Raw genomic sequence first — 23,038 nt, forward strand, 5'->3', positions numbered from 1 at the left:
CGGGGGCAGTCCGGGCCGGGGCGTCGCGTGCCGGTGCGGGTCAGTCCCGGAGCGGCAGCAGCCGGGGCACGGCTCGGACGTAGACGACCATGCCGATGACCTCGACCAGGGTCTGGGTGACCACGACGACGGCGGCGACGGCCAGCGCGTCCGGCAGCGCCAGGGCGAGGGGCAGGACGACCAGGGAGTTGCGGGTCGCGCCCGTGAACACGATCGCCCGCGCGGCGGGGGCGTCCAGGCGGAACAGGCGGGCCACGCCGAGCCCGGCGAACGCCATCACGACGAGGAAGAGCACGTAGAACGGCGCGACACGGCCCACGTCCCCCAGGCTGCCCGCGTCGCCGAGCTTCGGTACCTGGGAGGCGACCACGGTCAGCAGGACGGCGGCCATCAGCGGCACCATGGTCGTGCCCATCGCCTCGGCGACCCTCTGTCCGGCCGGGCGGCGTGCGGCCCACGCCTGGGTGAGCCAGGCCAGCGTGAGCGGGATGACGATCAGCACGACGAACGCCTCGACGAACGGTCCGGCCTCCACCACGTCGGCCAGGTCCGGTCCCATGAACAGGAACAGATAGACCGGCAGCAGCACCATCTGGGCGAGGAGCAGCAACGGGGTGGCGGCGAGCAGGCGTTCGCTGCTGCCCCCCGCGAGCCCGCTGAAGACGATCACGTAGTCGATGCACGGGGCCAGGAGGACCAGCAGCACGCCGAGACGGACCGCCCGGTCGTCCGGGAGGAAGGTGAACATCGCGGCGACCACCAGCGGCACCACGACGAAGTTCACCACCAGCGTCGCGGCCAGGAAGCGGCCCGCCCGCACCGAACGGAACAACTCGGCCGCGGGCACCTGGAGGAACGTCACGTACAACAGGGCGGCCAGCACCGGGTTGATCGCGTGCTCCAGACCCGGCCCCGCACCGGGTGCGACCCGGCCCAGCAGGCCTCCGGCGGCGAGCGCGCCCACATAGACGGCGACCTGGTGGCGTTCCATGCCCGCGACCACGCCGGATGGCGACGACAACGTACGTACTCCTTGGCATCGGGAGGGGGAAGAGGGGGCGGCGGTCTGCGTCGTCCTCACATCGTGCTGCTCAACAGCTCCGCGAGGAGGGCGGCGTGACCGTCGTGGCGGACCTTCCGGGTGACCAGGACGACCGACGGTTTCCCGGCGGTGGACCCTCCACCCGATGAGTTCTCCGGCCGGACACAGTCTGTACCTGTGTCCATCGTCCGGATTCGCCCAGGAGAGCATCATGACCGCCACCTACACCTTCGACGTATTCTCCAGCCTCGACGGTTTCGGCTCCTACAACGGTGACGGCGACTGGGGCGGCTACTGGGGCAAGCAGGGCCCCGAGCTGCTCGACCGCCGGCTCTCTCTGTACGGCGAGGATCAGCGAATGGTCTTCGGGGCCCACACCTATCGGGAATTCGTGCGGCTGCTGGGCCCGGGCTCGAAGGAGTCCGGCGTGGGCGACGCATGGGTCACGCGGATGAGGAACCTGCCGGCGACGGTGGTCTCGTCCACGCTCGAAGGACCCCTCGACTGGCCGGACGCGACCGTCGCGAACAGCGACGCCATCGACGTCGTCGCCCGCCTCAAGGAGGAGTCCGAGGTGCCGTTGCGCTCGCACGGCAGCCTGTCGATGAACCGGGCGCTGTTGGCCGCCGGCCTGGTCGACCGCGTCCACGTCACGCTCTTCCCCGTCATCACCGGTCGGACCGGTACGGAACCGGTCCTGCGGGGTGCGGCCGACTTCGACCTCGAACTGATCGAGAGCCGGACGCTCGATGGCCGTACCCAGGAGCTCATCTACCGGCCCACCCCGCACTGACCTGCACGGATTCCGACCCGGCCGTGCCGGGGCCCCGGCCGCCGGCGACCGGGCCCTCCTCGGCCCCGGAACCGCACGGTCTCAGGCGCGACGGGTTCGCCAGAGCCATACAGCCGTGCCGACCATCAGGGCGAGGCTTCCCAGGTTGCCCAGGAGTGCCTGCATTTCGCCCGCCGCCCAGCCGCTGATCACGTTCCAGGTGACGATGACGGTGGTCGGCACGACGACGGCGAGCAGTACGCCGGTGGTCTTCTGGACGGCGGTCCAGTGCACCGAGGTGCAGAGAAGTACCGCGCCGGTGACGCGGAACAGGAAGCCGAACACCGCACCGGGGTCGAACGCCGCGTCGGGGCCGATGGAGAAGATCATCGTGAAGGGCAGCGAGAGCGTCAGCATCAGGAGCGGCACCAGCGGGTGCACCTTGCCGCGCCGAGCGGGTACGTCCGCGTCGCCCCCGGCCTGCGTGCCGGGCGTCCCGTTCCCCGCCTCGGCCAGCGCCGTCGCCGCGATCGTGCGGGGGTCCCCCAGCTCCGTGAGTATCTCGCCGATCGCCGCGTCGGGGCGCTCCGTACGCGTCACCTCGATGTGCTCGGCGAGGTCGGCGAGCAGTTCCTGGCGGCGGTCGGCGGTGAGCGCGGAGCTCTCCCGCTCGACGGCGGAGAGGTAGTTGCGTACGGGGTCGGCGAAGGTCTTCATGCAAGGTCTCCGTTGGAGGTGTGGGGGGTGGTGAGGAAGGCGTCGACGGCATCGCGGAAGCCGGGCCAGAGGCGGGTGAACTCGTCGAGTGCGGCACGCCCCCCGTCGGTGAGCGCGTAGTAGCGACGGGGTGGCCCGGAGTCGGACTCCCGCCAGGTGGTGGTGACCAGGTCGTCGCGGCGGAGCCGGGAGAGCAGCGGGTAGACGGTGCCCTGACTGGTGGCCAGGGCGCCGGATTCCTCAAGGGCGTGGAGGAGTTCCACGCCGTAACGAGGGCTGTCCCGCATCAGGGCGAGCACGCAGTACTCCAGAACGCCCTTGCGCAGCTGGGCGGCCGCCCGTGCCTGCTTGGCTGCATCGCCTGGTTCCATGCGATGCAAGATACCTTGCGCGGCATGCGGGCCGGTAGGGAGCCCCTTCCCCCTCCGGGTACCGATCGCCCCGAACCGGCGGACGCCTTCCGGAGGCCGACGGACCGGGCCGGTGGAACCGGTCGTGGCGTGAAACTCTGAATGGTGGTTCACTTCTTCTATGGCCTACCGCAAGACCCCCGCCGAAGTCCGTCGGCTCGAAGCCGCCCGGGAGCATCTCGTCGTCCGCGCCACCGAGGTCGTGACGGAGGTCGGCTGGGCGCAGGCGTCCGTGACCGCTGTCGCCGACGCGGCCGGGATCGCCGCCGGCTCCGTCTACCAGCACTTCTCGTCCAAGTCCGCGCTGGCAGTGGAGGTCTTCCGCCGCGCCGCACAGCGTGAGGTGGACGTGCTGGGCGAGGTGCTGGAGGGCGACGGCGACCCTGCCGGGCGCTTGCGCCGGGGGGTGGAGGTGTTCGCCCGCCGCGCCCTGGAGAACCACGGCCTGGCGTACGCGTTGCTCGCGGCGCCCGCCGAACCGGCGGTCGGCGCGGAGCGTCTCGCCTTCCGGCGCCGCTACCGGGCGCTGTTCGCCGCGGTGATCGACGAGGGGGTCGCCGCAGGCCTGCTGCCGGACCAGGACGCGGAGATCACCGCCGCGGCGCTGACCGGCGCCGTCGGCGAGGTCCTCGTGTACCCGCTGAGCACCTCGGCCGCGCACGACACGGACCGGCTCGTCACCCGCCTCACCGCGGTGGCCCTGCGCTGTGCGGGCGCGGCGCCCTGACCGAGACCGCGCCTGCCGCGCCCCGCACCTCGTGTGCCGCACCCGCCGCCCCTCCGTCCCGACGTCCGTCCCGACGTCCGTCCCGACGCTCCGTCCCACCGTCCCGTCTCCCGGAGGAGAACCGATGCCCACGCCCGCCGCACCGCGCAGCAACCCGACCGCCGTGACGCACGAGGTGACGAACCAGCCGCCTCCGCTCACCGGCCACGACGCCGCCGACGACGCCGTGCTGCTCGAAGGGATACGCCGCGAGGGCGCCGCATGGCACCTGGACGAGCTGCACCGCTTCGGCCGCTATGTCGGCAGCGAGGAGGCCCAGCACTGGGCCGACCAGGCCAACCGCCACGAGCCGGAGCTGCGTACCCACGACCGCTTCGGCCACCGGGTCGACGAGGTGGAGTTCCATCCCGCCTACCACTCCCTGATGGACGCCTCGGTGCGTGCGGGGCTGGCGGGCGCCGCCTGGGCCGACGGGCGTCCCGGGGCCCATGTCGCCCGCGCGGGCGGCTTCATGCTGGCCACGATGCTGGAGCAGGGCCACCTGTGCCCGGTCTCGATGACGTACGCCGTCGTCCCGGCGCTGCGCCGCTCCCCCGACCTCGCCAAGACGTACGAACCACTGCTGACCAGCCGTGTGTACGAGCCCGGGCTCAGCGACCCCGCAGCCAAGCGCGGCCTGCTCGCCGGTATGGGGATGACGGAGAAGCAGGGCGGTACCGATGTGCGCGCCAACACCACGGCCGCCGTCGAACAGAACGACGGCACCTGGCGGCTGCGCGGCCACAAGTGGTTCACCAGCGCGCCGATGAACGATCTCTTCTTGGTGCTCGCCCAGTCGCCCGGCGGTCTGTCGTGCTTCCTGGTTCCGCGCGTGCTGTCGGACGGAAGCCGGAACACCTTCCGCATCCAGCGGCTCAAGGACAAGCTCGGCAACCGCTCCAACGCGTCCAGCGAGCCCGAGTTCGACGACACCGTGGCCTGGCTCGTCGGCGACGAGGGCAAGGGCGTACGCACCATCATCGACATGGTGACGATGACCCGGCTCGACTGCGTGCTCGGCTCCGCCGCCGGCATCCGTGCCGCGCTCGCGCAGGCGGCCCACCACGCGCGCCACCGCTCGGTGTTCGGCGCCCGGCTCATCGACCAGCCCCTGATGCGCAATGTCCTGGCGGACCTGTCCCTGGAGTCCGAGGCCGCCACGACCCTGGCCCTGCGCCTGGCGGGGGCCGCCGACCGCGCCCACCGGGGCGACGACGGGGAACGCGCGTTCCTCCGCCTGGCCACGGCCATCGGGAAGTACTGGGTGTGCAAGCGGCAGCCCGTGGCGGTGGCCGAGGCGCTGGAGTGCCTCGGCGGCAACGGGTACGACGAGGCGTCCGGGATGCCCCGGCTGTACCGCGAGGCCCCGCTCAACGGCATCTGGGAGGGCTCCGGCAATGTCAACGCCCTCGACATGCTCCGGGCGTTGACACGGGAGCCCGCGTCGCTGGAGGCCTTCCACGCCGAGATCGAGGCGGCGGCGGGGGCGGACGCGCGCCTCGACGCGGCGTGGCGGGAGCTGCGGGCCGAGCTGGCGCGCACGGAGGACGCGCAGCTCCGGGCCCGCCGGGTCGTCGAACGAGCCGCTCTCGTGCTCCAGGGCTCGCTGCTGGTGCGCCACGCACCGCCGGCGGTGGCCGACGCGTTCTGCGCGTCCCGCCTCGCCGGGGACCAGGGGCTCGCCTTCGGCACGCTTCCCGCGGGCACGGACTTCGCGGCGCTGCTGGGGCGGCTGCCCGCCTGACGGGGACCGGGGCGAGGGCGGCCGGAAACCTCGCCACCGCGGGGTGGACCCGTGTCGCCGGCCCGCTGTTGTCCGTCAGTGGCCGTCGTGTGCGTGCCGGAGGTAGGCGTCCAGCTCGGCGGCCCCGGCCAGCATCGCCCTCCCCCGGGCGGCCAGCCGGGCGTGCCAGTCACGCAGGGCCGCCGCCAGCGGCTCCAGACCGCCGGCCGCCCGCACCTGGGCGATCAACGGTGCGATCTGCTCAAGGCGGTAGCCGCCCCGCCTGAGCTGGTGGGCCAGTCCGGCGTCCCGTACATCGGTGTCCGCGTACACCCGGTAGCCGGTTCGCGGGTCGCGGCCCGGGGCCACGAGCCCGGCACGCTCCCACTTCCGCAGTGTGGCGGGTCTGATCCCCAGCTTTCCCGCCAGCGGTCCCACGAACATCCCGCCGGGGCTCGACGCGTCGTCGGGTGCGGGCGCGGCCCCGGGACCCAGATCGCGGAGGGCCCTCTCGACTGCTTGCAGCGTCCTCCGGTCCTCCAGGAGCTGGGCGTGGCTCTCGTCGATGATGCGGAACGCCTCCTGCGGATCGTCGCGGTTCACCGCCCGCATGATCGATGTCGCGGTCCCGTGCCCATGACCGGGGACCAGCGCGAGGAACGCCGCAAGAGCGTGCGCGTGCAGCGGTGCGTAGGTGCGGTAACCGTGCGCGGTGCGCCCGGCGGCCGGGAGGATCCCCGCCGCCTCGTAGTTCCTGACGGCCTGCGTCGACAATCCGTGCCGACGGGCCAGATCGATGGGCCGGAGTCGACCTGCTGTTTGAGGGTTTTGCCTCATGGGTCCCAAGGTATCGCGCAAAAGTTTCCACCGAGGGTTCAACGATACGGTTGAAGCCATGGCCAACGACATCAAGGACATCGCCCACGCCGTCGACGCGGCTTCCGTCATGAGGCTGTTCGCCTCCCCGCCCAGGGTGCTGACCCTGGGCGAGCCCACCCACGGGGTGGACGCCCCCCTCCTGCTGCGCAACGCGCTCTTCCGGCAGCTTGTCGAGCGGGAGGGCTACCGGACCATCACCATCGAGAGCGACTGTGTGGCGGGACTGCTGGTGGACGACTACGTGACGACGGGCGCGGGCACGCTCGACGAGGCGATGGACCGGGGGTTCGGCCACGGCCTCGGGAAGTCGGCGGCCAATCGTGAACTGGTGCGCTGGATGCGCGCGTTCAACGACGGCCGGCCCGCGTCCGACCAGGTCCGCTTCGCCGGCTTCGACGGCCCGCTGGAGATGGCGTACGCGGAGAGCCCGCGCGAGGCCCTCACCTCGCTGCACCGCGTTCTCGCCGACCACGTGGACACGGGCCTGCTCCCCTGCACCGCCGGGACGCTCGACCGCCTCCTCGGCGCCGACGAGCGGTGGACCGACCCGGCGGCGATGCTGGATCCGTCCGCGTCCTTCGGCCGGTCGGCCGAGGCTGGGCAACTGCGCCTGTTCGCCGACGATCTGGGGGCTCTGCTCGACGCGTGGACGCCGCATCTGATCGCGGTGACCTCGCGGGACGCGTTCGACCGGGCCCTCCTGTACGCACGGGCCGCCTCGGGGCTGCTGCGGTACCACTTCTGGATGGCCGACACGTCACCGGACCGTCTGTCACGGCTGACGGGCCTGCGGGATCAGATGATGGCCGGAAACCTCCTCGCGCTCGCCGAGCGGGCGCCGGTTCTGGTGCACGCCCACAACAGCCATCTCCAGCGGGACATGAGCTCGATGCGGATGGGCGGCCGACGGCTGGAGTGGTGGAGCGCGGGCGCCGTCGTCAACGCCCGCCTGGGCGAGGAGTACGGCTTCCTGGCCACCGCCTTCGGCACGATGCGACACCGAGGGGTCGACGTTCCGCCGCCGGACACCCTCGAAGGAACCCTGTACGCGCTCCCGGAGGAGCCCTGCCTGGTGAACGCCTCCGAGCTGACCGCCGTCCACGGCGCCACGGGCTTCGCCCGGCGGACGTCCCCGTACTTCGGCTACGCCCCGCTCGACCCGGCGCACCTGGCCCGTATCGACGGAGTCGTGTTCATGAAGGACATCCCGGAGGACGTTTCAGAGAACTTTCCGGAGAACGTTCCGGAGAACTGAGGACGCTCGTGTAGACGTGCGTAGGGGCCTTCATCCCCTCCCCCCGAACGTCCGGACGGGTGAATCCCCGTCAGGTCAGGAATAGTTGGGCCGGGCCATGGTTGATCACACCATGACTTCTGAGATTTCCGGAACGGGCAGGGCATTCGGGCGTGTGGGGATCTGGAGCGGCGCCCTGCACGCTTCACGGGTGGACGACGCGGGCACGAAGGCGATCGCGGAGGCGCTCGCCGAGCTCGAAGAGCTGGGGTACGGCACCGTCTGGATCGGGGGCAGTCCGACGCCCGAGGACGCCGCAGCCGTCGTGGCCGCCACCCGGTCGATCACGGTGGCCACCGGCATCCTGAGCATCTGGAACCACACGGCCGAGGAGGCGGCGGCCGCGATCTCGGCGATCGATCCGGGTGCGCGCCGTCGCTTCGTCCTCGGTCTGGGCGTCAGTCACGGACCGATGGTGCCGCAGTACGCGAAGCCGTACAGCGCGATGGTCTCCTACATCGACGCACTCGACGCCGCCGAACCGTCCGTGGGCTCCGGCCATCGGGTCCTGGCGGCCCTCGGTCCGAAGATGCTGAAGCTCGCGGCCGGCCGGTCGCTGGGGGCGCACCCCTACCTCGTCACCACCGAGCACACCGCGGAGGCCCGCGAGGCGCTCGGCCCCGACGCGCTGCTCGCCCCGGAGCTGACCGTGGTGCTGGACACCGACCTCGACCGGGCCCGCACCACGGCGCGGACCATGCTGAGGATGTATCTGCAGTTGCCCAACTACACCGACAACCTGCTGCGCCTGGGGTTCACGGAAGGCGACTTCGAGGGCGGCGGCAGCGTCCGTCTCCTCGACGCCCTCTTCGCGCTGGGCGACGCCGAGCTGGTGAGGCGTCGGACCCGGGAGTACCTCGACGCCGGGGCCGACCATGTCGCGTTGCAGGTGCTCACCGCCGACGAGGGCGGCGCCGGCCTGCCGCGTGCCGCCTGGCGCGAGCTGGCCGAGGCGTTCGGCGACGAGCTCTGACGGACCCGGACCCCCTCCGTCAACACGTCGCGCTCATCGTCCCGTTCGGGTGATGTGCGGCGTGTCGGGAGGATCGCGGGGCGGCTCTGGGCAGCCTCCGTGCGACCGAACGTGGAGGGGGAGTCGTGGGAGTGGCACGTGAGTACGGGCGCACCATCAGTGAGGGTCCGACACCGGCCGATGCGGCGGGAGCGCCCGCCCTGCCCTATCCGAGCGGCTGGTCCGCCCTGGCCTTCTCGCACGAGCTGCGGCCGGGCACCGTGCTCACCCGGCCGCTGGCGGGGCGCGACGTCGTCCTGTACCGCACGGGCACGGGAGCGCTCCGCGCCGTCCGTCCGTACTGCCCCCACCTGGGGGCCCACCTCGGTCTGGCGAAGGTGGAGGGGGAGGATCTCACGTGCCCCTTCCACTTCTTCTCGTTCGGCCCCGACGGCACGTGCGTCCGCACGGGGTACGGCACACCGCCGCCGCGGTCCCCGCTGACGCAGCTGCCCGTCCACGAGGTGAACGGCGGCGTCTTCGTCTGGCGGCACCACGACGGCCGGGATCCGGACTGGTTCGTCCCGCAGTGGCACGAGATCGGCCACAGGCCCGCGCGTACGGCCGCCTGGGAGCTGGCCGGCAACGTCCAGGAGGTCATCGAGAACTCGGTCGACCTGGGGCACTTCGCCACCCTGCACGGCTGGGCGAAGGCCGAGATCGACGGTCCCGTGGCGTACGACGACGCGAAGTTCCATGTCGCCATGCGGGCCCATGAGTCGGCGCCGCTCATGGGCGACTTCACCGTGGACGTGAAGGTGGACGGTTATGGACTCGGCTGCCTGCACGCCGACGTCCACACCCCCCGCTTCGGGCTGCGGATGTGCACGATGGTGATGCCGACGGCCATCGGGCCCAACCGGATGCAGTTCCGGCAGCTGAACCGCATCGCCTTCGACGAGCCCGGCCGGCTGCCGCCCGGGCTGGCCCGGATCGTCAGCCGTACCGCGGCCCGGCTCCTGGACCGCCCCGTCTTCCGGTCCAGTTGCGAGTTCACCGCCGCCGATTTCCCGATCTGGCACCACAAGCAGTATCAGCAGCCGCCCCGGCTGGCATCCGGCGACGGACCGATCGGCCCGTTCCGGCGCTGGGCCAAGCGGTTCTATCCGGAGACGCCGGGCAGGGGCGCGTTGGCCCTCCCCCATCGCAGCGAGGGCGAGGACAGCGCCGTTCTCTCCTGACCGGCCCCGACCGGCACCGGCCCACGCCCCTCGTCCCGCCCTTCCTGAGCCCTTGCCCCGGCCTTCGCGTGCCCCTTCCCGGCGCGGCGGACGCCGGGGCTCCGCACTTCGGGCGCCATTCGGGCGGCGATCACGGGAAAGCGGGCGGCCCGGTCGACCGGATCGGCGGCCGTAGTGAGCGTGACCAGCGCTGTTACACCCAGGAAACGGGCACGTTCGGGCTGAGGGGATCTGGTGAAGCGGCTGGTCGTTGCCCCGGGACTGCTTGTACAAACGACACATGAGCCCGAACGGACATGCGGGCTCCGCCCGTAACGGGCCCAGCAGCGACCAGGGAAGTGCGCCGTGGACACCGAGGAACGCCGTCGGGGAATTCTGGACACGGCCCGGCGGGAGGGGGCGGTCGGTGTGAACGCCCTCGCGGACCTGTTCAAGGTGGCCAAGGAGACCGTCCGCCGCGATCTGCATGTGCTGGAGGAGCACGGGCTGGTCCGTCGGACCCACGGCGGCGCCTACCCGGTGGAGTCGGCCGGCTTCGAGACCACGCTCGCCGTCCGCACCACCCGCAACGTTCCGCAGAAGTCGCGGATAGCGACCGCCGCCGCCGATCTGCTCGGCGACGCCGAGACGGTCTTCGTCGACGAGGGCTTCACCCCGCAGCTCATCGCCGAGGCGCTTCCCCAGGACCGGCCGCTGACCGTGGTCACCGCATCCCTGGCCGTCGCCACCTCCCTCGCCGGGGCCGAGAAGACCTCGGTGCTGCTGCTGGGCGGCCGGGTGCGCGGCTCGACGATGGCGACCGTCGACCACTGGGCCTCCCGGATGCTCGCGGACTTCGTCATCGACCTCGCGTACCTCGGAGCCAACGGCATCTCCCGGGAGTACGGCCTCACCACCCCGGACCCCGCCGTCGCCGAGGTGAAGGCGCAGGCACTGCGCAGTTCCCGGCGCAGGATCTTCGCCGGGATCCACAGCAAGTTCGGGGCCGTGAGCTTCTGCCGGTTCGCCGGGGTCGGCGACTTCGAAGCGATCGTCACCGACGCGGGGCTCTCCTCGGCCGAGGCCCAGCGCTACTCCCTGCTGGGACCCCAGGTCATCCGCGTCTGACCGGCCCCGCCCGGCCGGCCCGCCTCTGTCCGACCCCGTCCGAACGGACTGCCCGCCCCGTACCGCCGACCGCACGGCTCCCGCACCCGCATCACCGCTCCACCCCCACCGCCGGGGCGTGGTCCGCCATGCCCGCAACGACCCGATCACCGAGCCGCTACGACTGATCAGGAGCCCCCATGCCCCATCCAGGACGCCGCCGCCGACCACGGACACATGGTCGGGCCTGCGCCGTGACCGTCGCACTGGCCCTGCTCGCCACCGGCTGCGCCGGAGCGGGCGGGACCTCCTTCGGCGGTGGCGACGCGCTGAACGTACTGATGGTGAACAACCCGCAGATGGTCGAACTGCAGAAGCTCACGGCGAAGCACTTCACGAAGGAGACCGGCATCAAGGTCCACTTCACGGTGCTGCCCGAGAACGACGTACGCGACAAGATCAGCCAGGACTTCTCCAACCAGGCCGGTCAGTACGACGTCGCCACCATCAGCAACTTCGAGCTGCCCTTCTTCGCGAAGAACGGCTGGCTGCACCCCCTCGACGACTACGCGAGGGCCGACACCGCCTTCGACCAGGAGGACATCCTCCAGCCCCTGCGGGAATCGCTGACCGCCGAGGACGGCAAGCTCTACGCCCAGCCCTTCTACGGCGAGTCGTCCTTCCTGATGTACCGCAAGGACGTCTTCGAGGAGCAGGGCCTCACGATGCCCGACAAGCCGACCTGGGAGCAGGTGGCGAAGCTCGCCGAGCGGACGGACGGGGCGGAGCGCGGGATGAAGGGCATCTGCCTGCGCGGGCTGCCGGGCTGGGGCGAGGTCATCGCCCCGCTCACCACGGTGGTCAACACGATGGGCGGCACCTGGTTCACCGAGGACTGGGAACCGCGCCTGACCGCACCGGAGTTCAAGAAGGCGACGAAGTTCTACGTCGATCTCGTGCGGAACCACGGGGAGCTCGGCGCCCCGCAGTCCGGATACGCCGAGTGCCTGAACAACATGACGCAGGGCAAGACCGCCATGTGGTACGACGCCACGGCGGGCGCCGGGTCCCTGGAGGCGAAGGGCTCCCCGGTGAAGGGGAAGATCGGCTACGTCCCCGCCCCGGTTGAGCAGACCAGGAGCTCGGGCTGGCTCTACACCTGGGCCTGGGGTCTGCAGAAGGCGTCCAAGAAGGCGGACGACGCCTGGAAGTTCGTGTCCTGGGCGTCGGGCAAGGAGTACGAGGAGCTCGTCGGCGCCACCAGCGGCTGGTCCAACGTGCCCGCGGGCAAACGGGCGTCCACCTACGCCAACCCCGACTACCGGGCGGAGGCGGGCGCGTTCGCGGACGTCACCGAGCGGGCCATCTCCGAGGCCGATCCGAAGAATCCGGGCACCCAGCCCCGCCCGACGGCGGGCATCCAGTTCGTCGGCGTACCGGAGTTCACCGACCTCGGCACCCGCGTGGCGCAGGAGATCAGCGCCGCCATCGCGGGCCGCCAGTCGGTGGACGCCGCACTCGCCGCCTCCCAGAAGCTGGCCGAGAAGGTCGCGGAGGAGTACCGATGACCGTCACCGCAACCAGGGAGACCACGTCCCCGCCCGCCCCGGCGAAAAAGCCGGGCAGCGGCGGCCGACGGCGCGCCTGGGCGACCCGCGCCCCCCTGCTGCCCGCACTCGTCTTCCTGATCGCCGTCACCCAACTGCCCTTCGTGGCGACCCTGGTGATCTCCTTCTTCGACTGGAACTCCCTCAAGCCGGAGAAGCGTCACTTCACCGGGCTCTCCAACTACGCGTCCGTCTTCACCGACGAGGCGTTGCGCGAATCGGTCGTGACGACCGTCGTCCTCACCGCGTCCGTCGTGATCGTCAGCGTGGTGCTGGGGCTCGTCTTCGCCCTGCTGCTGGACCGCGCGTTCTTCGGCCGGGGGTTCGTGCGCACCCTGCTGATCACCCCGTTCCTGCTGGTGCCGGTCTCCGCCGCGCTGCTGTGGAAGCACGCGCTCTACAACCCCGAGTACGGGCTGTTCAACGGGGCGCTCACCTGGTTCGGCGAACTGTTCGGCATCGAGGGCGTCGCGCAGCCCGAGTGGACGTCGGAGATGCCGCTGATCGCCGTCGAGGCCTCGCTCGTGTGGCAGTGGACGCCGTTCATGATGCTGATCCTGTTGGCCGGGCTGCAGAGCCGGCCGGCCGAGATCATGGAGGCCGCACGGCTGGACGGGGCAGGGCCCTGGCAGATGTTCCGCTATCTGACCCTGCCGCATCTGCGCCGCTACCTCGAACTCGGCATCCTGCTCGGGTCGGTGTACATCGTGCAGAACTTCGACGCGGTGTTCACGATCACCTCCGGCGGTCTCGGCACCGCCAACCTCCCGTACACCGTCTACGAGACCTTCTACCGGGCCCATGAGTACGGGCTGGCGTCGGCGGCGGGCGTGGTCGTGGTGATCGGCACGATCGTCATCGCCACCTTCGCGCTCCGGACGGTCTCCTCCCTCTTCCGTGAGGAGGCGAGCCGCTCATGAGCGCCTCGACCGCGACAACCGCATCCGCGTCCCCGTCCGCATCCGTCAACGCCCTCACGCGCAGGGCCCGTCGGCGCTCCGCCGCCCTGGGCGTGGCCGCCTGGGTCGTGGGGATCGGTTTCTGTCTGCCCGCCCTGTGGATGGTGCTGACGTCCTTCCACGCGGAGGCCGACGCGGCGACCAACCCGCCGTCGATCGCCGCCGCGCTGACGCTGGACGGCTACCGCACCTTCTTCGGCGGCGGGGGCGGTCCGACGCCGTGGCCCCCGCTGGTCAACTCGCTTGCGGCCTCGTTCTTCTCGACCGTGCTGGTGCTGCTGCTCGCGCTTCCGGCCGCGTACGCGCTGTCGATCCGGCGGGTCCGCAAGTGGACGGACGTGATGTTCTTCTTCCTGTCCACGAAGATGCTGCCGGTGGTCGCCGGGCTGCTGCCGGTGTACCTGTTCGCGAAGAACACGGGGCTGCTGGACAACATCTGGCTGCTGGTCCTGCTCTACACCTCGATGAACCTGCCGATCGCGGTGTGGATGATGCAGTCCTTCCTCGCGGACGTCCCCGTCTCCATCATCGAGGCGGCGCAGGTCGACGGGGCCCGGCTGCCGACGGTGCTGCGCCGTGTCGTGGCCCCGGTCGCCGGTCCCGGCATCGCCGCGACCGCCCTGATCTGCTTCATCTTCAGCTGGAACGAGCTGTTGTTCGCACGGGTGCTGACCGGCGTCGTCGCCGGGACCGCACCTGTCCATCTGACCACCTTCGTCACCAGCCAGGGCCTCTTCCTCGCCCAGCTGTGCGCGGCGTCCGTGGTCGTGTCCCTGCCGGTGCTCGTCGCCGGCTACGCCGCCCAGGACAAACTCGTCCAGGGCCTCTCGCTGGGAGCAGTCAAATGAGGGCAGCCATCGTCGAAGCCGTGGGCAAGGTCTCCGTGACCACCGTGCCGGACCCCACGCCCGGTCCCCGGGACGTGGTCGTCAAGGTCGCGTCGTGCGGGCTGTGCGGCACCGATCTCCACATCCTCCAGGGCGAGTTCGCTCCTACGCTGCCGATCGTGCCCGGGCACGAGTTCGCCGGGGAGGTCGTCGGCCTCGGTGCGGACGTCACCGAGCTGTCCGTGGGCGACAGGGTGGCCGTGGACCCCTCGCTGCACTGCCACGAGTGCCGCTACTGCCGTTCGGGCCGGGGCAACCTCTGCGACAACTGGGCGGCGATCGGCGTCACCGTGCCCGGGGGCGCGGCCGAGTTCGCGGTGGCGCCCGCCGCCAACTGCGTACGCCTGCCGGAACACATCGACGTCCGGGACGCGGCGCTGATCGAGCCGCTGTCCTGCGCCGTGCGGGGCTACGACGTCCTCAACGGTAATCTCGGGGCCCAGGTGCTGATCTACGGCTCCGGGACCATGGGGCTGATGATGCTGGAGCTGGCCAAGCGCACCGGCGCCGCGTCGGTGGACATGCTGGACGTCAACGCGCAGCGGCTGGCCACGGCGACGACCCTGGGCTGCACGGGCGCGGCGGCCCGTGCCGAGGAGCTGGACCGTCCGGGCGGCTGGGACGTCGTCATCGACGCCACCGGCAACGCCGGGGCCATCCAGGACGGTCTGGGGAGGGTCGCCAAGGGAGGTACGTTCCTCCAGTTCGGGGTCTCCGACTACGCCACCACCGCGGTGATCGAGCCGTACAGGATCTACAACCAGGAGATCACCATCACCGGTTCGATGGCGGTCCTGCACAGTTACGAACGGGCCGCGGCGCTCTTCGCGAGCGGCGTGCTGGACGCGTCGGTGTTCATCAGCGACCGGCTGCCGCTGGAGCAGTACCCGCAGGCGATCGAACGCTTTCAGGCGGGCATCGGACGCAAGATCGTGGTGGAGCCGTGACGGACGCCCCGGTCCCCCGCACCGGCTCCGGCCCCGTCCTCGACTCCCGCCCCCGCTCCGTTCTCGTGCTCGGCGAGGCGCTGGTGGATCTGGTGCCGGCCGACGGTGACACAGCGGTCCGGGCGGCCCAGCCGGGCGGGGCGCCCGCGAACGTCGCGGTGGGCCTGGCCCGCCTCGGCGGGCGGCCGTCCTTCGTGGGCGGGCTCGGCGACGACGCCTTCGCGGCGGGCGTCGAGGCTTGGCTGACGGGTGCGGGCGTCGATCTCTCGCTGACTGCCCGGTGCTCGCTGCCCACGGCGCTCGCGGTGGCCGATCCGGGCGATCACGGGAACACGTACCGCTTCCACCTCGGTGACACGGCGACCTTCGCGCTGCCCGACCGGACGGCGGAGGCGGCGCGTTTCGGCGCGGTGTACGTGGGCGGGCTCGCCGCGGTCGTGGAGCCGGCGGCCGGCGTCGTGGCCGCCACCGCGCGGGCGGCCGCCCGCGCGGGGCTGCTCGCGGTGGACCCCAATGTGCGCGAGGACCGCACCCTGGATCCCGTACGGAGCCTCGGCCGGCTGCGGGAGCTGTGCTCTCTCGCGCGGGTCGTGAAGGCGAGCGACGAGGATCTGGTGCGCCTGTGGCCGGACGCGGCCCCGGAGGCCAGTTGCCGGGCGCTCGCCGGGGAGGGACGGCTGGTGGTGCTGACCCGGGGGGCGGAGGGTGCCACCGCGTACGTCCATGACGCCCCGGCGGTCTCGGTCCCCGCCCTGCCGGTGCGGGTGGTGAACACCATCGGCGCGGGCGACGCGTTCATGGCGGGGATGTTGACCTGGCTGGGGACGGAGGCCGACTGGGATCCGGAGCTGTCCGCCGACCAGGCACGGGCGATGCTGGAGTACGCGGCCGCGACGGCCGCGTCGGTCTGTGCCAGGGCGGGAACGGAGCCCACGGCCCCGGTCGGGGTGTGAACCCGGCACACATCGGGCATCACCATCAGGACCCGAGTTCCGCACGGCCCTCCCCCGGCCCACGGAAACCGCCCGGCCCCACCAGGCTCCTCCGCCCGGTGGGGCCGCGGCGTCGCCTCAGCTCTGCGGGCGCCTGCCGTGGTTCGCGGCGTTCTTGCGGCGGGCCTTCTTCTTACGACGTCGCTTCGATGACATCGAACCCTCCTTCTCTCTGCTCTGTACTCCGTTGCGGACGGTCCACCGGGCGGTGAGGCCCGGAGATCACCGGGTCGCCTACCCATGGACACCGTGGCAAACACCCGGTGCGGGTGCAACCGGCGGCGCGCCGCCGGGCGCGTACGGACAGGTGTGCGGATCCGTCAGTTGGTCAGCTCGTCGATGAAGTCCTCCGCGCACCGGTCCTCGGCCGCCGTGCCATTGGCCTGGTTCATGCAGTCCTCGAGGTCCCTGAACTCCTGGGAGTCGAACACGGAGACGGCCACCACGAGGACGACGGCGGAACCGATGAGCCCGAGCGCCCCGAACGCCGCGCCGACTATCGCCATCACCCGGCGCGGCGCGCGGCCCTGACGGGTGCGGAGCGCGGCGATGATCCCGAAGACGACGGCGAGCAGGCCGAGCAGCAGCCCGCCCACCACGGTCCAGAAGAACAGGCAGGCGATGAGGCCGAGTACGAGTGCGGCGACCGCGAAGCCGTTCGTCCGGGCGGGCGCCTGGCCGCCGTAGGGGTCGTGGTCGGCGGCGGGCTGCCCCGGGTACGGGGAATCCGGGTATGAGGGAAGGGACATCGGGGAGGTGCTCCTGTTCTCCTGGCTTCCCGTCCACCTGCCCTCTGGGCCGTCCTCCATGCACCGTTATGGTCACACTCCGGCAACTAAATGCCCTGGCCAGGGGCTTCTCGGTGGAGCCGCGCCGACAGGTGGTGCTGCAGCGGCCGACCGACGGCGGCGAGATCGTGGACGAAGGCGAGCGTGTCCGGATCCGTCAGGGTGTAGCGGCGGCGGGTGGCGTCGACCTCCTTGGCCGTGGGGGCGAGGGACACCCGCTCGGTGGCGAGGTCGACGGTGCCGTCGCCGGCCCGGCCGACCGAGATCTCCGCGATGCCGGTGGGCTGGGTGATCAGGGCCTCCACCCGCCCGTCCGGCTGCAGACGCCACCATCCGGTCTCGCGGGCGGACGGCCGCAGGGGACGCCCGTCCGCGTCGATCAGCCAGGCCCGGGCCTCGTACGCGAGGAAGGGCCGCCCGTCGTGGCTGAACGTGACCTCCTGTGCGTAGGTGAAGTCCGTCTCCAGCGTCGGATATCCGCCGCGGCCCGTGCCCCGCCAGGTGCCGATGTACCCGGTCACCGGGGCGAGCAGCGGATGCGGGGCGGGGGACGCTTCGGGGCGGAGGGCGTCGGGGAAGGGGAGTTCGGAGACGGGGTCGTGCATGCGGGTGCGCTCCTCGGGTCGGTGCCGGTGCAGGGTCGCAGCCTAGGGCCTGTCGTCAAACTGCCGTCGTCGCCCGAAGGGCGGCCGGGCGGCGTCTGGTGCGTGCGATCGCAAGGCGCTGGAATGCTCTCGTAGCGGAGCTACTAGGGCGTTTCGGCAACGCGGCGAGCGTGCGTGCCAGACGCCGCCCGGCAGGCGGCAGTTTGACGACAGGCCCTAGGGGGTGTCCTGTGGCACGGCGGCGGCCCCGCACACAGGTGTGCGGGGCCGCCGGTGACGGGACTCAGTTGTGGGCGAGCAGCGCGTTCTCGTCGAGGCGGATGGTGCGGGGCAGCCGTTTGATGGTGGCTTCCCGGTGGGCGATGACGATGAGGGTGCGGTCCGCCCGCAGGGTGTCGATCGCGGTTTCCAGGGTGCGCGCCGTCTCGGGGTCGATGTCGGCGGTGGCCTCGTCGAGGACGAGGACCGCCGGGTCCAGGAGGGCCGCGCGGACCAGCCCGATCAGCTGGAGTTCACCGGCCGAGAGCCGGCCCGTGCCGCGTCCGAGGTCGGTGTGCAGCCCTTCGTCGAGCGAGCGGATCCAGTCGGCGATGCCCAGGCGTTCGACGGCCTCGGCGATGCTCCGCTCGTCTGGGTCGCCGGGCACCAGCCGGAGGTTGTCGAGGAGGGTTCCCTCGATCATGTGGACGCGTTGCGGGATCAGGACGATCCGGCGGCGCAGTTCGGCGGGGGCGAGGGCGGCGAGGTCGTGGCCGTCGTAGCGGACGGTGCCGCTGTCCGGTGCGTAGAGGCCGGTCATCAGTTTGGCGAGGGTCGTCTTGCCGGAGCCGGTGGGGCCGACGAGCCCGACCCGTTCGCCGGGTTCCACCCGTACGGAGAGCCCGCCGAGGACCTCGGTGCCCGCCACGTAGGAGTAGCGGAGGTCCTCGATCTCCAGGACGCCGCGTTCGGCGGTGGCCGGGCCGCGCTGTGCGTCGTCGTCCGCAGCGGGCCGGGGGGCGTGGATCCCGGCGTGGGGGGCGGTGGTGCTCAGCAGGTCGAGCAGTCGGGCGAGGCCGACGAGGGAGATCTGCACCTGTCCGACGAGGTTGGACGCCTGGGTGGCGGAGTCGAACAGCTGGCGGGTGGCGAGGATGAAGACGACGACCGTGCCGACGCTGATGGAGCCCCGGGCGGCGAGCCAGCCGCCGACCAGGAGGAGTACGGCCGTCGTGAGGCTCTGGACGATGCGGGCGAGGCTGATCAGGAACAGACTGCGCTGACTGCGCCGGGCCGCGCGGTAGCGCCGTTCGTTGTCGGCGAGGAAGCGCTCGCGCCAGAAGCCGACGCCGCCGCCGGTCTGGAGCATCTCGCGGGACTGCACGAGCTCGCGGTAGGTCGTGGCGACGGTGCCGGCGGCGGCGGCCTCGGCGGCGAAGGCCGGGTTGGCGGCCTTCTTGAACAGCCGCAGGACGCAGACGATGGCGGGGACGAACACGAGAGCCAGGGCGAGGGTGAGCAGCGGCGAGTAGGTGAGCAGCAGCACGGTCGTGAAGAGGAGGTAGGCGGCGACGGTGAGGACGTCGGGCAGTTGGCCGCGGACGAAGTTGGCGAGGTCGGCGATCTCGGTGGTGGTGCGTCGGAGCAGGTCGCCCGAGGGCTGCGCTTCGAGGAAGCGGAGCGGCGCCCGGGACAGCCGGGTGACGGCCAGTTCGCGCAGGGCGCGGACGACGCGTTCGCCGACGGCGATGAGGAGCAGTTCCGACTGGCGGAACAGGATCAGCCGCAGCAGCGCCAGTACGGTCAGGGCGGCGACGGCGGTGAAGAGGCCGGAGCGGTCCCGGGCCAGGATCTGGTCGACGCCCGCGCCGATGACGGCGGGCACGGCGACGGTGGTGGCGGTCGCGGCGGCGCCGGCCAGCAGCGCGAGGGTGATGCCCCGGCGCTCGGGCCGCATGTGGGGCCAGGCCCTGCGCAGTACGCGGCGCTGGTCGGGGGTCGCGGTCAGGCGCTGGTGCTCAGCCACCGGTGGTCACCCGCTCTTCCGTGTCGTCGGGGGCGGCCGCCTTGGCCGGGGCGAGGGTCAGGGTGCGGTCGGCCGCGTCGAGGAAGCCGCCGCGGTGGGTGGCGCAGACGATCGCGGTCTCGCCGGACCAGGCGCGGAGCCGGGCCAGCAGGGTGTGTTCGGTGGTCGTGTCGATCGCGGAGGTGATGTCGTCGAGGAGCAGGACGGGGGGCTTGCGCAGCACGGCGCGGGCGAGGGCGAGGCGTTGGAGCTGACCGCCGGAGAGGGTGCTGCCGCGTTCGCCGACGAGGGTGTCCAGTCCGTCGGGGGCGGCGTCGAGGTAGTCGTCGAGGGCGGCGGTACGGCAGGCCCGGCGCAGTTCGTCGTCCGTGTGGGCGGAGCCGAGGCGGAGGTTGTCGGCGAGGGTTCCGCTGACGGTGACGGGGCGCTGGGGCACGTAGCCGAGCCGCGCGTGGACCTCGGCGGTGTCCGCCTCCTCCAGTGGGCGGCCGCCGAAGCGCACGGTGCCGGTGGTGGGTGGGAGGAGTCCGGCGAGGATCCTCAGGAGGGTCGTCTTGCCGGAGCCGGTGGGGCCGGTCACGGCGACCAGTTCGCCGGGGCGCACGGTGAGGTCGACCGGGGCCAGGATCAGGTGTCCGCCGGCGCTGTGGCCGACGCCCTCGGCGGTGAGGTCGCCGGTCGCGGGCAGCGGCGCCGTTCCCGGGGCCCGGTCCGTGGGGTGCGGCAGCAGGACGTCTTGGATGCGGCGGGCCGCGGTGGTGGCCTGGCTGAGCTGGCTGATCCGCAGGGTGATGACGCCGACCCACAGGACGAGCATGCTCATCCAGCTGGTGAAGGCGACGATGCCGCCGACGGACATGGTGCCGCGCAGTACGGCGACGCCGCCGAGGCCGAGGCCGGCGCCGATGGCGAGGGCGGGCACGAAGGGCGAGAGGGAGGCCCACCCGGCGGAGACGCGGCCGGTGGTCAGGGTGTGCTCGGTGACCGCGGCGCTGCGTTCGTGGTGGCGTCGTACCAGGGCGGGTTCGCCGCCGAGTCCGCGTACGGCGGCGCTGGCGGAGAGCAGTTCCTCGACGGCGTCGGCCCGGCTGCCGTGGGCGGCGGAAAGTGCGGTGTTGGCGGCGCCGAACCGCTTGGGAAACCAGTAGGTGTTGATCCACACCAGGGGCGGCACGCACAGGAGGCAGATCAGGGCGAGGAGCGGGTCGAGCCGCATGATCGCGACGATCATGACGGCGAAGCCGGTGACTCCCGTGAGGAACGAGGCGACGCCGGAGAGCCAGCTCCGGACGAGGTCCACGTCGCGGGTGCCGCGCATGCCGAGGTCGCCCTCCCCGTACCGGGCGAGGGTCCGGGTGTCGAGGCGGGAGACCCGGTCCGCCAGGGCGATGTAGAGGCGGTTGCCCTGGGTGGTGGCGAGGAGGGTGGAGTACCAGCCGAGGACCATCTCCGCGAGGGCGGCGAGGATGCCGGCGCCCACGATGACCAGGGCCCAGCGGAGCAGGGCGGAGCGGTCCTCGTGGACGATCCCCTGGTCGACGGCGCGTTCGATGAACCAGGGCAGGGCGATCAGGGCGAGTTGGTAGACGAGTCCGCCGAGGACGGCGAGGGCGGCGAGGGCGGGGCGGTCCCGGAGGCAGCCCGCGAGGAGTCTCAGCCCGTCGCGGGCGGTGGGCTCGTACGGGCTCTGTCGCCCGGCCGTGGCGTTCACGCTCCACCCCGTCCGGATGCGGGTGCGGGCACGGCGCGGCCGGGGGCGGCGGGGTGCGCGGCCTCGGGGCGGCGGGCGAAGAAGTCGAGCATGGCGGCGTTGACCTCCGCGGGGCGTTCGAGATGGCCGTAGTGGCCGCAGCGTTCGATCTCGGTGTAGCGGGCTCCGGGGACGGCGTCGGCGATCTCCCGCGAGGCCGCGGCCGGAATCATGACGTCGTCGGCGAAGCCGACGCACAGGAGCGGTACGTCGAGCGTCGCGTACCGGGGCAGTCGGTCGACGTCGCCCATGGCCTCGTGCTGGGCGCGGACGCCGGGGCCGGTCGCTCCCTCGGCGTAGGTGAAGACGTCGAGCCAGTCCCGTACGGCGGCGGGGTCGCGCAGGGTGTGGGGCGACAGGTAGCACAGGGCCTGGAAGACGGCCCGGTGGGAGTCGGGGACGGCGGCTCCGCTGTCGTACAGGTCGGCGGCGGCGCGGGTGACGGCGCCGCCGAAGGCGTCGACGCGGGCGCGGCCGGCCAACATCACGGCCTGGCTGACGAGTTCGGGCCGGGTGAGGAGGAGTTCGCCGACGATCGACGCGCCGAGGGAGAAGCCGACGACGCGGCAGGGCGGGAGGGCGAGGTGCTCGATCAGCGCGGCCAGGTCCGCGGCCATGGCCTCCAGGGTGACGCCGCCGGGCGGTAAGGCGTTCGGCGGGATGCCCCGGTTGTCCGGGGCGATGACCCGGTAGCCCGCGGCGACCAGGGCGGGGGTCTGGTGGGCGCGCCAGGCGGTGCGGGAGGCGCCGGTGCCGTTGACGAGCACCACGGGCTCTCCGTCGCCGCCCGAGTCGTCGTGGACGAGGTCGAGTCCGTTGAGGTATGCGGAAGGCATGGTGGGGGTCAGACCTCGCTGTCCTGGGTTTCGCCCTGGGTCCAGTAGGCGGTCAGATGGGTGTCGGCGCGGTCGAGGCCGCGGGTGTGGACGAAGTGGTGGCGCAGGTCCCGCATGACGCCGCGCTCCGCGCCGCCCCACACACGCCCCTGCCCGTCCGGGAGTTGGAGGGTGGTGGCGTGTTCGCGGAGGAGTTCGCCGTGGCCGCGGTCGTGGCGGTGGAGCCAGGTGACGGTGGCGTCGGCCCGGGTGGGGAGGGGTTGTTGCTCGGCCCGGTCCGCGACCTCGACGGCGGCCAGGACGCGGTGGCCCGGGGGGAGCTCTTCGAGGATCGCGCCGATCGCGGGCAGGGCCGTCTCGTCGCCCAGGAGGAGGGTCCAGTCGGTGACGGGGGCCACCGGGTAGGCGGGGCTCGGGCCGAACCAGATCACCTCGTCGCCCGGCCGGACGGTCTCGGCCCACCCGGAGGCGAGCTGATCGGGGCCGTGCAGCACGAAGTCCATGTCGACCTCGTGGAGTTCGGGCCGGTGGCCGCGGATGGTGTAGCGGCGCAGGCGCGGTTTGGCGGTGGGCAGCAGCGCCCGGGCGGCATCCGTGGTGAAGGGCCGGGGCAGTTCGACGCCGGGCTCGTAGAAGTAGAGGGCGACATGCTGATCGCTCCCATTGCTGCTGAACTCTGACAGATCGTCACCTCCCAGCGTGAGCCGGACCATGCGGGGGGTGATGCGTCGCATTCTGCGCACGGTGGTCACATGAATGCGCCCTGGCCTGCGGTTTCGG

At 72.0% G+C, this 23,038-nt stretch carries 23 protein-coding genes; 12 read left to right on the forward strand and 11 right to left on the reverse strand.

The window, feature by feature from the left end:
• Nucleotides 1-40 precede the first annotated feature (40 nt).
• Complete coding sequence (locus IE272_RS22440) at nucleotides 41-991, reverse strand: arsenic resistance protein (protein ID WP_229897496.1); 951 nt, start codon at nucleotides 989-991, stop codon at nucleotides 41-43.
• A gap of 262 nt (nucleotides 992-1,253) precedes the next feature.
• Here IE272_RS22440 and IE272_RS22445 point away from each other — a divergent pair, with 262 nt between their 5' ends.
• Nucleotides 1,254-1,835 (forward strand): dihydrofolate reductase family protein, encoded by a 582-nt coding sequence (locus tag IE272_RS22445; RefSeq protein WP_190007683.1) that lies wholly within the window; start codon nucleotides 1,254-1,256, stop codon nucleotides 1,833-1,835.
• Between the two features lie 81 nt (nucleotides 1,836-1,916).
• On the opposite strand, the gene IE272_RS22450 is transcribed toward IE272_RS22445, so the two are convergent.
• The gene (locus IE272_RS22450) at nucleotides 1,917-2,531 is read right to left on the reverse strand and encodes an HAAS signaling domain-containing protein (protein WP_190007685.1); all 615 of its coding nucleotides are present in this window, start codon (nucleotides 2,529-2,531) and stop codon (nucleotides 1,917-1,919) included.
• Nucleotides 2,528-2,902 (reverse strand): PadR family transcriptional regulator, encoded by a 375-nt coding sequence (locus tag IE272_RS22455; protein ID WP_050362868.1) that lies wholly within the window; start codon nucleotides 2,900-2,902, stop codon nucleotides 2,528-2,530. The genes IE272_RS22450 and IE272_RS22455 overlap by 4 nt, the downstream gene beginning before the upstream one ends.
• A 160-nt stretch (nucleotides 2,903-3,062) precedes the next feature.
• Between IE272_RS22455 and IE272_RS22460 the strand changes: the two genes are divergently transcribed.
• Together IE272_RS22460 and IE272_RS22465 are read left to right on the forward strand one after the other, a co-directional pair.
• A complete protein-coding gene (locus tag IE272_RS22460) occupies nucleotides 3,063-3,668 on the forward strand; it encodes a TetR/AcrR family transcriptional regulator (RefSeq protein WP_050362867.1) in 606 nt (201 codons plus the stop codon).
• A gap of 124 nt (nucleotides 3,669-3,792) precedes the next feature.
• On the forward strand, nucleotides 3,793-5,451 hold the full coding sequence (locus IE272_RS22465; protein WP_190007687.1) for an acyl-CoA dehydrogenase family protein: 1,659 nt from the start codon (nucleotides 3,793-3,795) through the stop codon (nucleotides 5,449-5,451).
• Between the two features lie 75 nt (nucleotides 5,452-5,526).
• Here IE272_RS22465 and IE272_RS22470 read toward each other — a convergent pair whose 3' ends face one another.
• Nucleotides 5,527-6,267 (reverse strand): TioE family transcriptional regulator, encoded by a 741-nt coding sequence (locus IE272_RS22470; protein ID WP_050362865.1) that lies wholly within the window; start codon nucleotides 6,265-6,267, stop codon nucleotides 5,527-5,529.
• A 58-nt stretch (nucleotides 6,268-6,325) separates the two neighbouring features.
• On the opposite strand from IE272_RS22470, the gene IE272_RS22475 reads away from it, so the two are divergent.
• From IE272_RS22475 to IE272_RS22515, 9 genes are all read left to right on the forward strand, one after another.
• Nucleotides 6,326-7,564, forward strand: a complete 1,239-nt coding sequence (locus IE272_RS22475; RefSeq protein ID WP_190007689.1) for an erythromycin esterase family protein — start codon at nucleotides 6,326-6,328, stop codon at nucleotides 7,562-7,564.
• 112 nt (nucleotides 7,565-7,676) lie between these two features.
• Nucleotides 7,677-8,576 carry a TIGR03620 family F420-dependent LLM class oxidoreductase gene (locus tag IE272_RS22480; RefSeq protein ID WP_190007691.1) on the forward strand — a complete coding sequence of 300 codons (900 nt, stop codon included), beginning with the start codon at nucleotides 7,677-7,679 and terminating at the stop codon, nucleotides 8,574-8,576.
• A 125-nt stretch (nucleotides 8,577-8,701) separates the two neighbouring features.
• On the forward strand, nucleotides 8,702-9,796 hold the full coding sequence (locus IE272_RS22485) for a Rieske 2Fe-2S domain-containing protein (RefSeq protein WP_050362862.1): 1,095 nt from the start codon (nucleotides 8,702-8,704) through the stop codon (nucleotides 9,794-9,796).
• A 345-nt stretch (nucleotides 9,797-10,141) separates the two neighbouring features.
• Nucleotides 10,142-10,903 carry a DeoR/GlpR family DNA-binding transcription regulator gene (locus tag IE272_RS22490; RefSeq protein WP_007450176.1) on the forward strand — a complete coding sequence of 254 codons (762 nt, stop codon included), beginning with the start codon at nucleotides 10,142-10,144 and terminating at the stop codon, nucleotides 10,901-10,903.
• Between the two features lie 179 nt (nucleotides 10,904-11,082).
• Nucleotides 11,083-12,450 carry an ABC transporter substrate-binding protein gene (locus tag IE272_RS22495; RefSeq protein ID WP_057667612.1) on the forward strand — a complete coding sequence of 456 codons (1,368 nt, stop codon included), beginning with the start codon at nucleotides 11,083-11,085 and terminating at the stop codon, nucleotides 12,448-12,450.
• Nucleotides 12,447-13,409 carry a carbohydrate ABC transporter permease gene (locus IE272_RS22500; protein WP_057667610.1) on the forward strand — a complete coding sequence of 321 codons (963 nt, stop codon included), beginning with the start codon at nucleotides 12,447-12,449 and terminating at the stop codon, nucleotides 13,407-13,409. Before IE272_RS22495 ends, IE272_RS22500 begins: the two co-directional genes overlap by 4 nt.
• Nucleotides 13,406-14,296, forward strand: a complete 891-nt coding sequence (locus IE272_RS22505) for a carbohydrate ABC transporter permease (RefSeq protein WP_050362859.1) — start codon at nucleotides 13,406-13,408, stop codon at nucleotides 14,294-14,296. The genes IE272_RS22500 and IE272_RS22505 overlap by 4 nt, the downstream gene beginning before the upstream one ends.
• The gene (locus IE272_RS22510) at nucleotides 14,293-15,282 is read left to right on the forward strand and encodes a zinc-dependent alcohol dehydrogenase family protein (RefSeq protein ID WP_057667607.1); all 990 of its coding nucleotides are present in this window, start codon (nucleotides 14,293-14,295) and stop codon (nucleotides 15,280-15,282) included. The genes IE272_RS22505 and IE272_RS22510 overlap by 4 nt, the downstream gene beginning before the upstream one ends.
• On the forward strand, nucleotides 15,279-16,235 hold the full coding sequence (locus tag IE272_RS22515; protein ID WP_190007693.1) for a PfkB family carbohydrate kinase: 957 nt from the start codon (nucleotides 15,279-15,281) through the stop codon (nucleotides 16,233-16,235). The genes IE272_RS22510 and IE272_RS22515 overlap by 4 nt, the downstream gene beginning before the upstream one ends.
• 117 nt (nucleotides 16,236-16,352) lie before the next feature.
• On the opposite strand, the gene IE272_RS39475 is transcribed toward IE272_RS22515, so the two are convergent.
• From IE272_RS39475 to IE272_RS22545, 7 genes are all read right to left on the reverse strand, one after another.
• Nucleotides 16,353-16,430, reverse strand: a complete 78-nt coding sequence (locus IE272_RS39475) for a 50S ribosomal protein bL37 (RefSeq protein ID WP_373292019.1) — start codon at nucleotides 16,428-16,430, stop codon at nucleotides 16,353-16,355.
• Nucleotides 16,431-16,594: 164 nt separating this feature from the next.
• Nucleotides 16,595-17,023 carry a DUF4190 domain-containing protein gene (locus tag IE272_RS22520; RefSeq protein WP_190007695.1) on the reverse strand — a complete coding sequence of 143 codons (429 nt, stop codon included), beginning with the start codon at nucleotides 17,021-17,023 and terminating at the stop codon, nucleotides 16,595-16,597.
• An 86-nt stretch (nucleotides 17,024-17,109) separates the two neighbouring features.
• Nucleotides 17,110-17,667, reverse strand: coding sequence for a nitrobindin family protein (locus IE272_RS22525; protein ID WP_056704612.1), 558 nt, complete (start codon nucleotides 17,665-17,667; stop codon nucleotides 17,110-17,112).
• 283 nt (nucleotides 17,668-17,950) lie between these two features.
• Complete coding sequence (locus IE272_RS22530; protein ID WP_190007697.1) at nucleotides 17,951-19,672, reverse strand: ABC transporter ATP-binding protein; 1,722 nt, start codon at nucleotides 19,670-19,672, stop codon at nucleotides 17,951-17,953.
• Nucleotides 19,665-21,383: an ABC transporter ATP-binding protein gene (locus IE272_RS22535; RefSeq protein ID WP_190007699.1), complete on the reverse strand. Its 1,719-nt coding sequence runs from the start codon at nucleotides 21,381-21,383 to the stop codon at nucleotides 19,665-19,667. Before IE272_RS22535 ends, IE272_RS22530 begins: the two co-directional genes overlap by 8 nt.
• A complete protein-coding gene (locus IE272_RS22540; protein ID WP_050362852.1) occupies nucleotides 21,380-22,258 on the reverse strand; it encodes an alpha/beta fold hydrolase in 879 nt (292 codons plus the stop codon). Before IE272_RS22540 ends, IE272_RS22535 begins: the two co-directional genes overlap by 4 nt.
• 8 nt (nucleotides 22,259-22,266) lie before the next feature.
• Nucleotides 22,267-22,992: a siderophore-interacting protein gene (locus tag IE272_RS22545; protein ID WP_229897418.1), complete on the reverse strand. Its 726-nt coding sequence runs from the start codon at nucleotides 22,990-22,992 to the stop codon at nucleotides 22,267-22,269.
• Between the last annotated feature and the right edge of the window lie 46 nt (nucleotides 22,993-23,038).

The sequence above is a fragment of the Streptomyces anulatus genome, from assembly GCF_014650675.1.
Lineage (GTDB): Bacteria > Actinomycetota > Actinomycetes > Streptomycetales > Streptomycetaceae > Streptomyces > Streptomyces anulatus.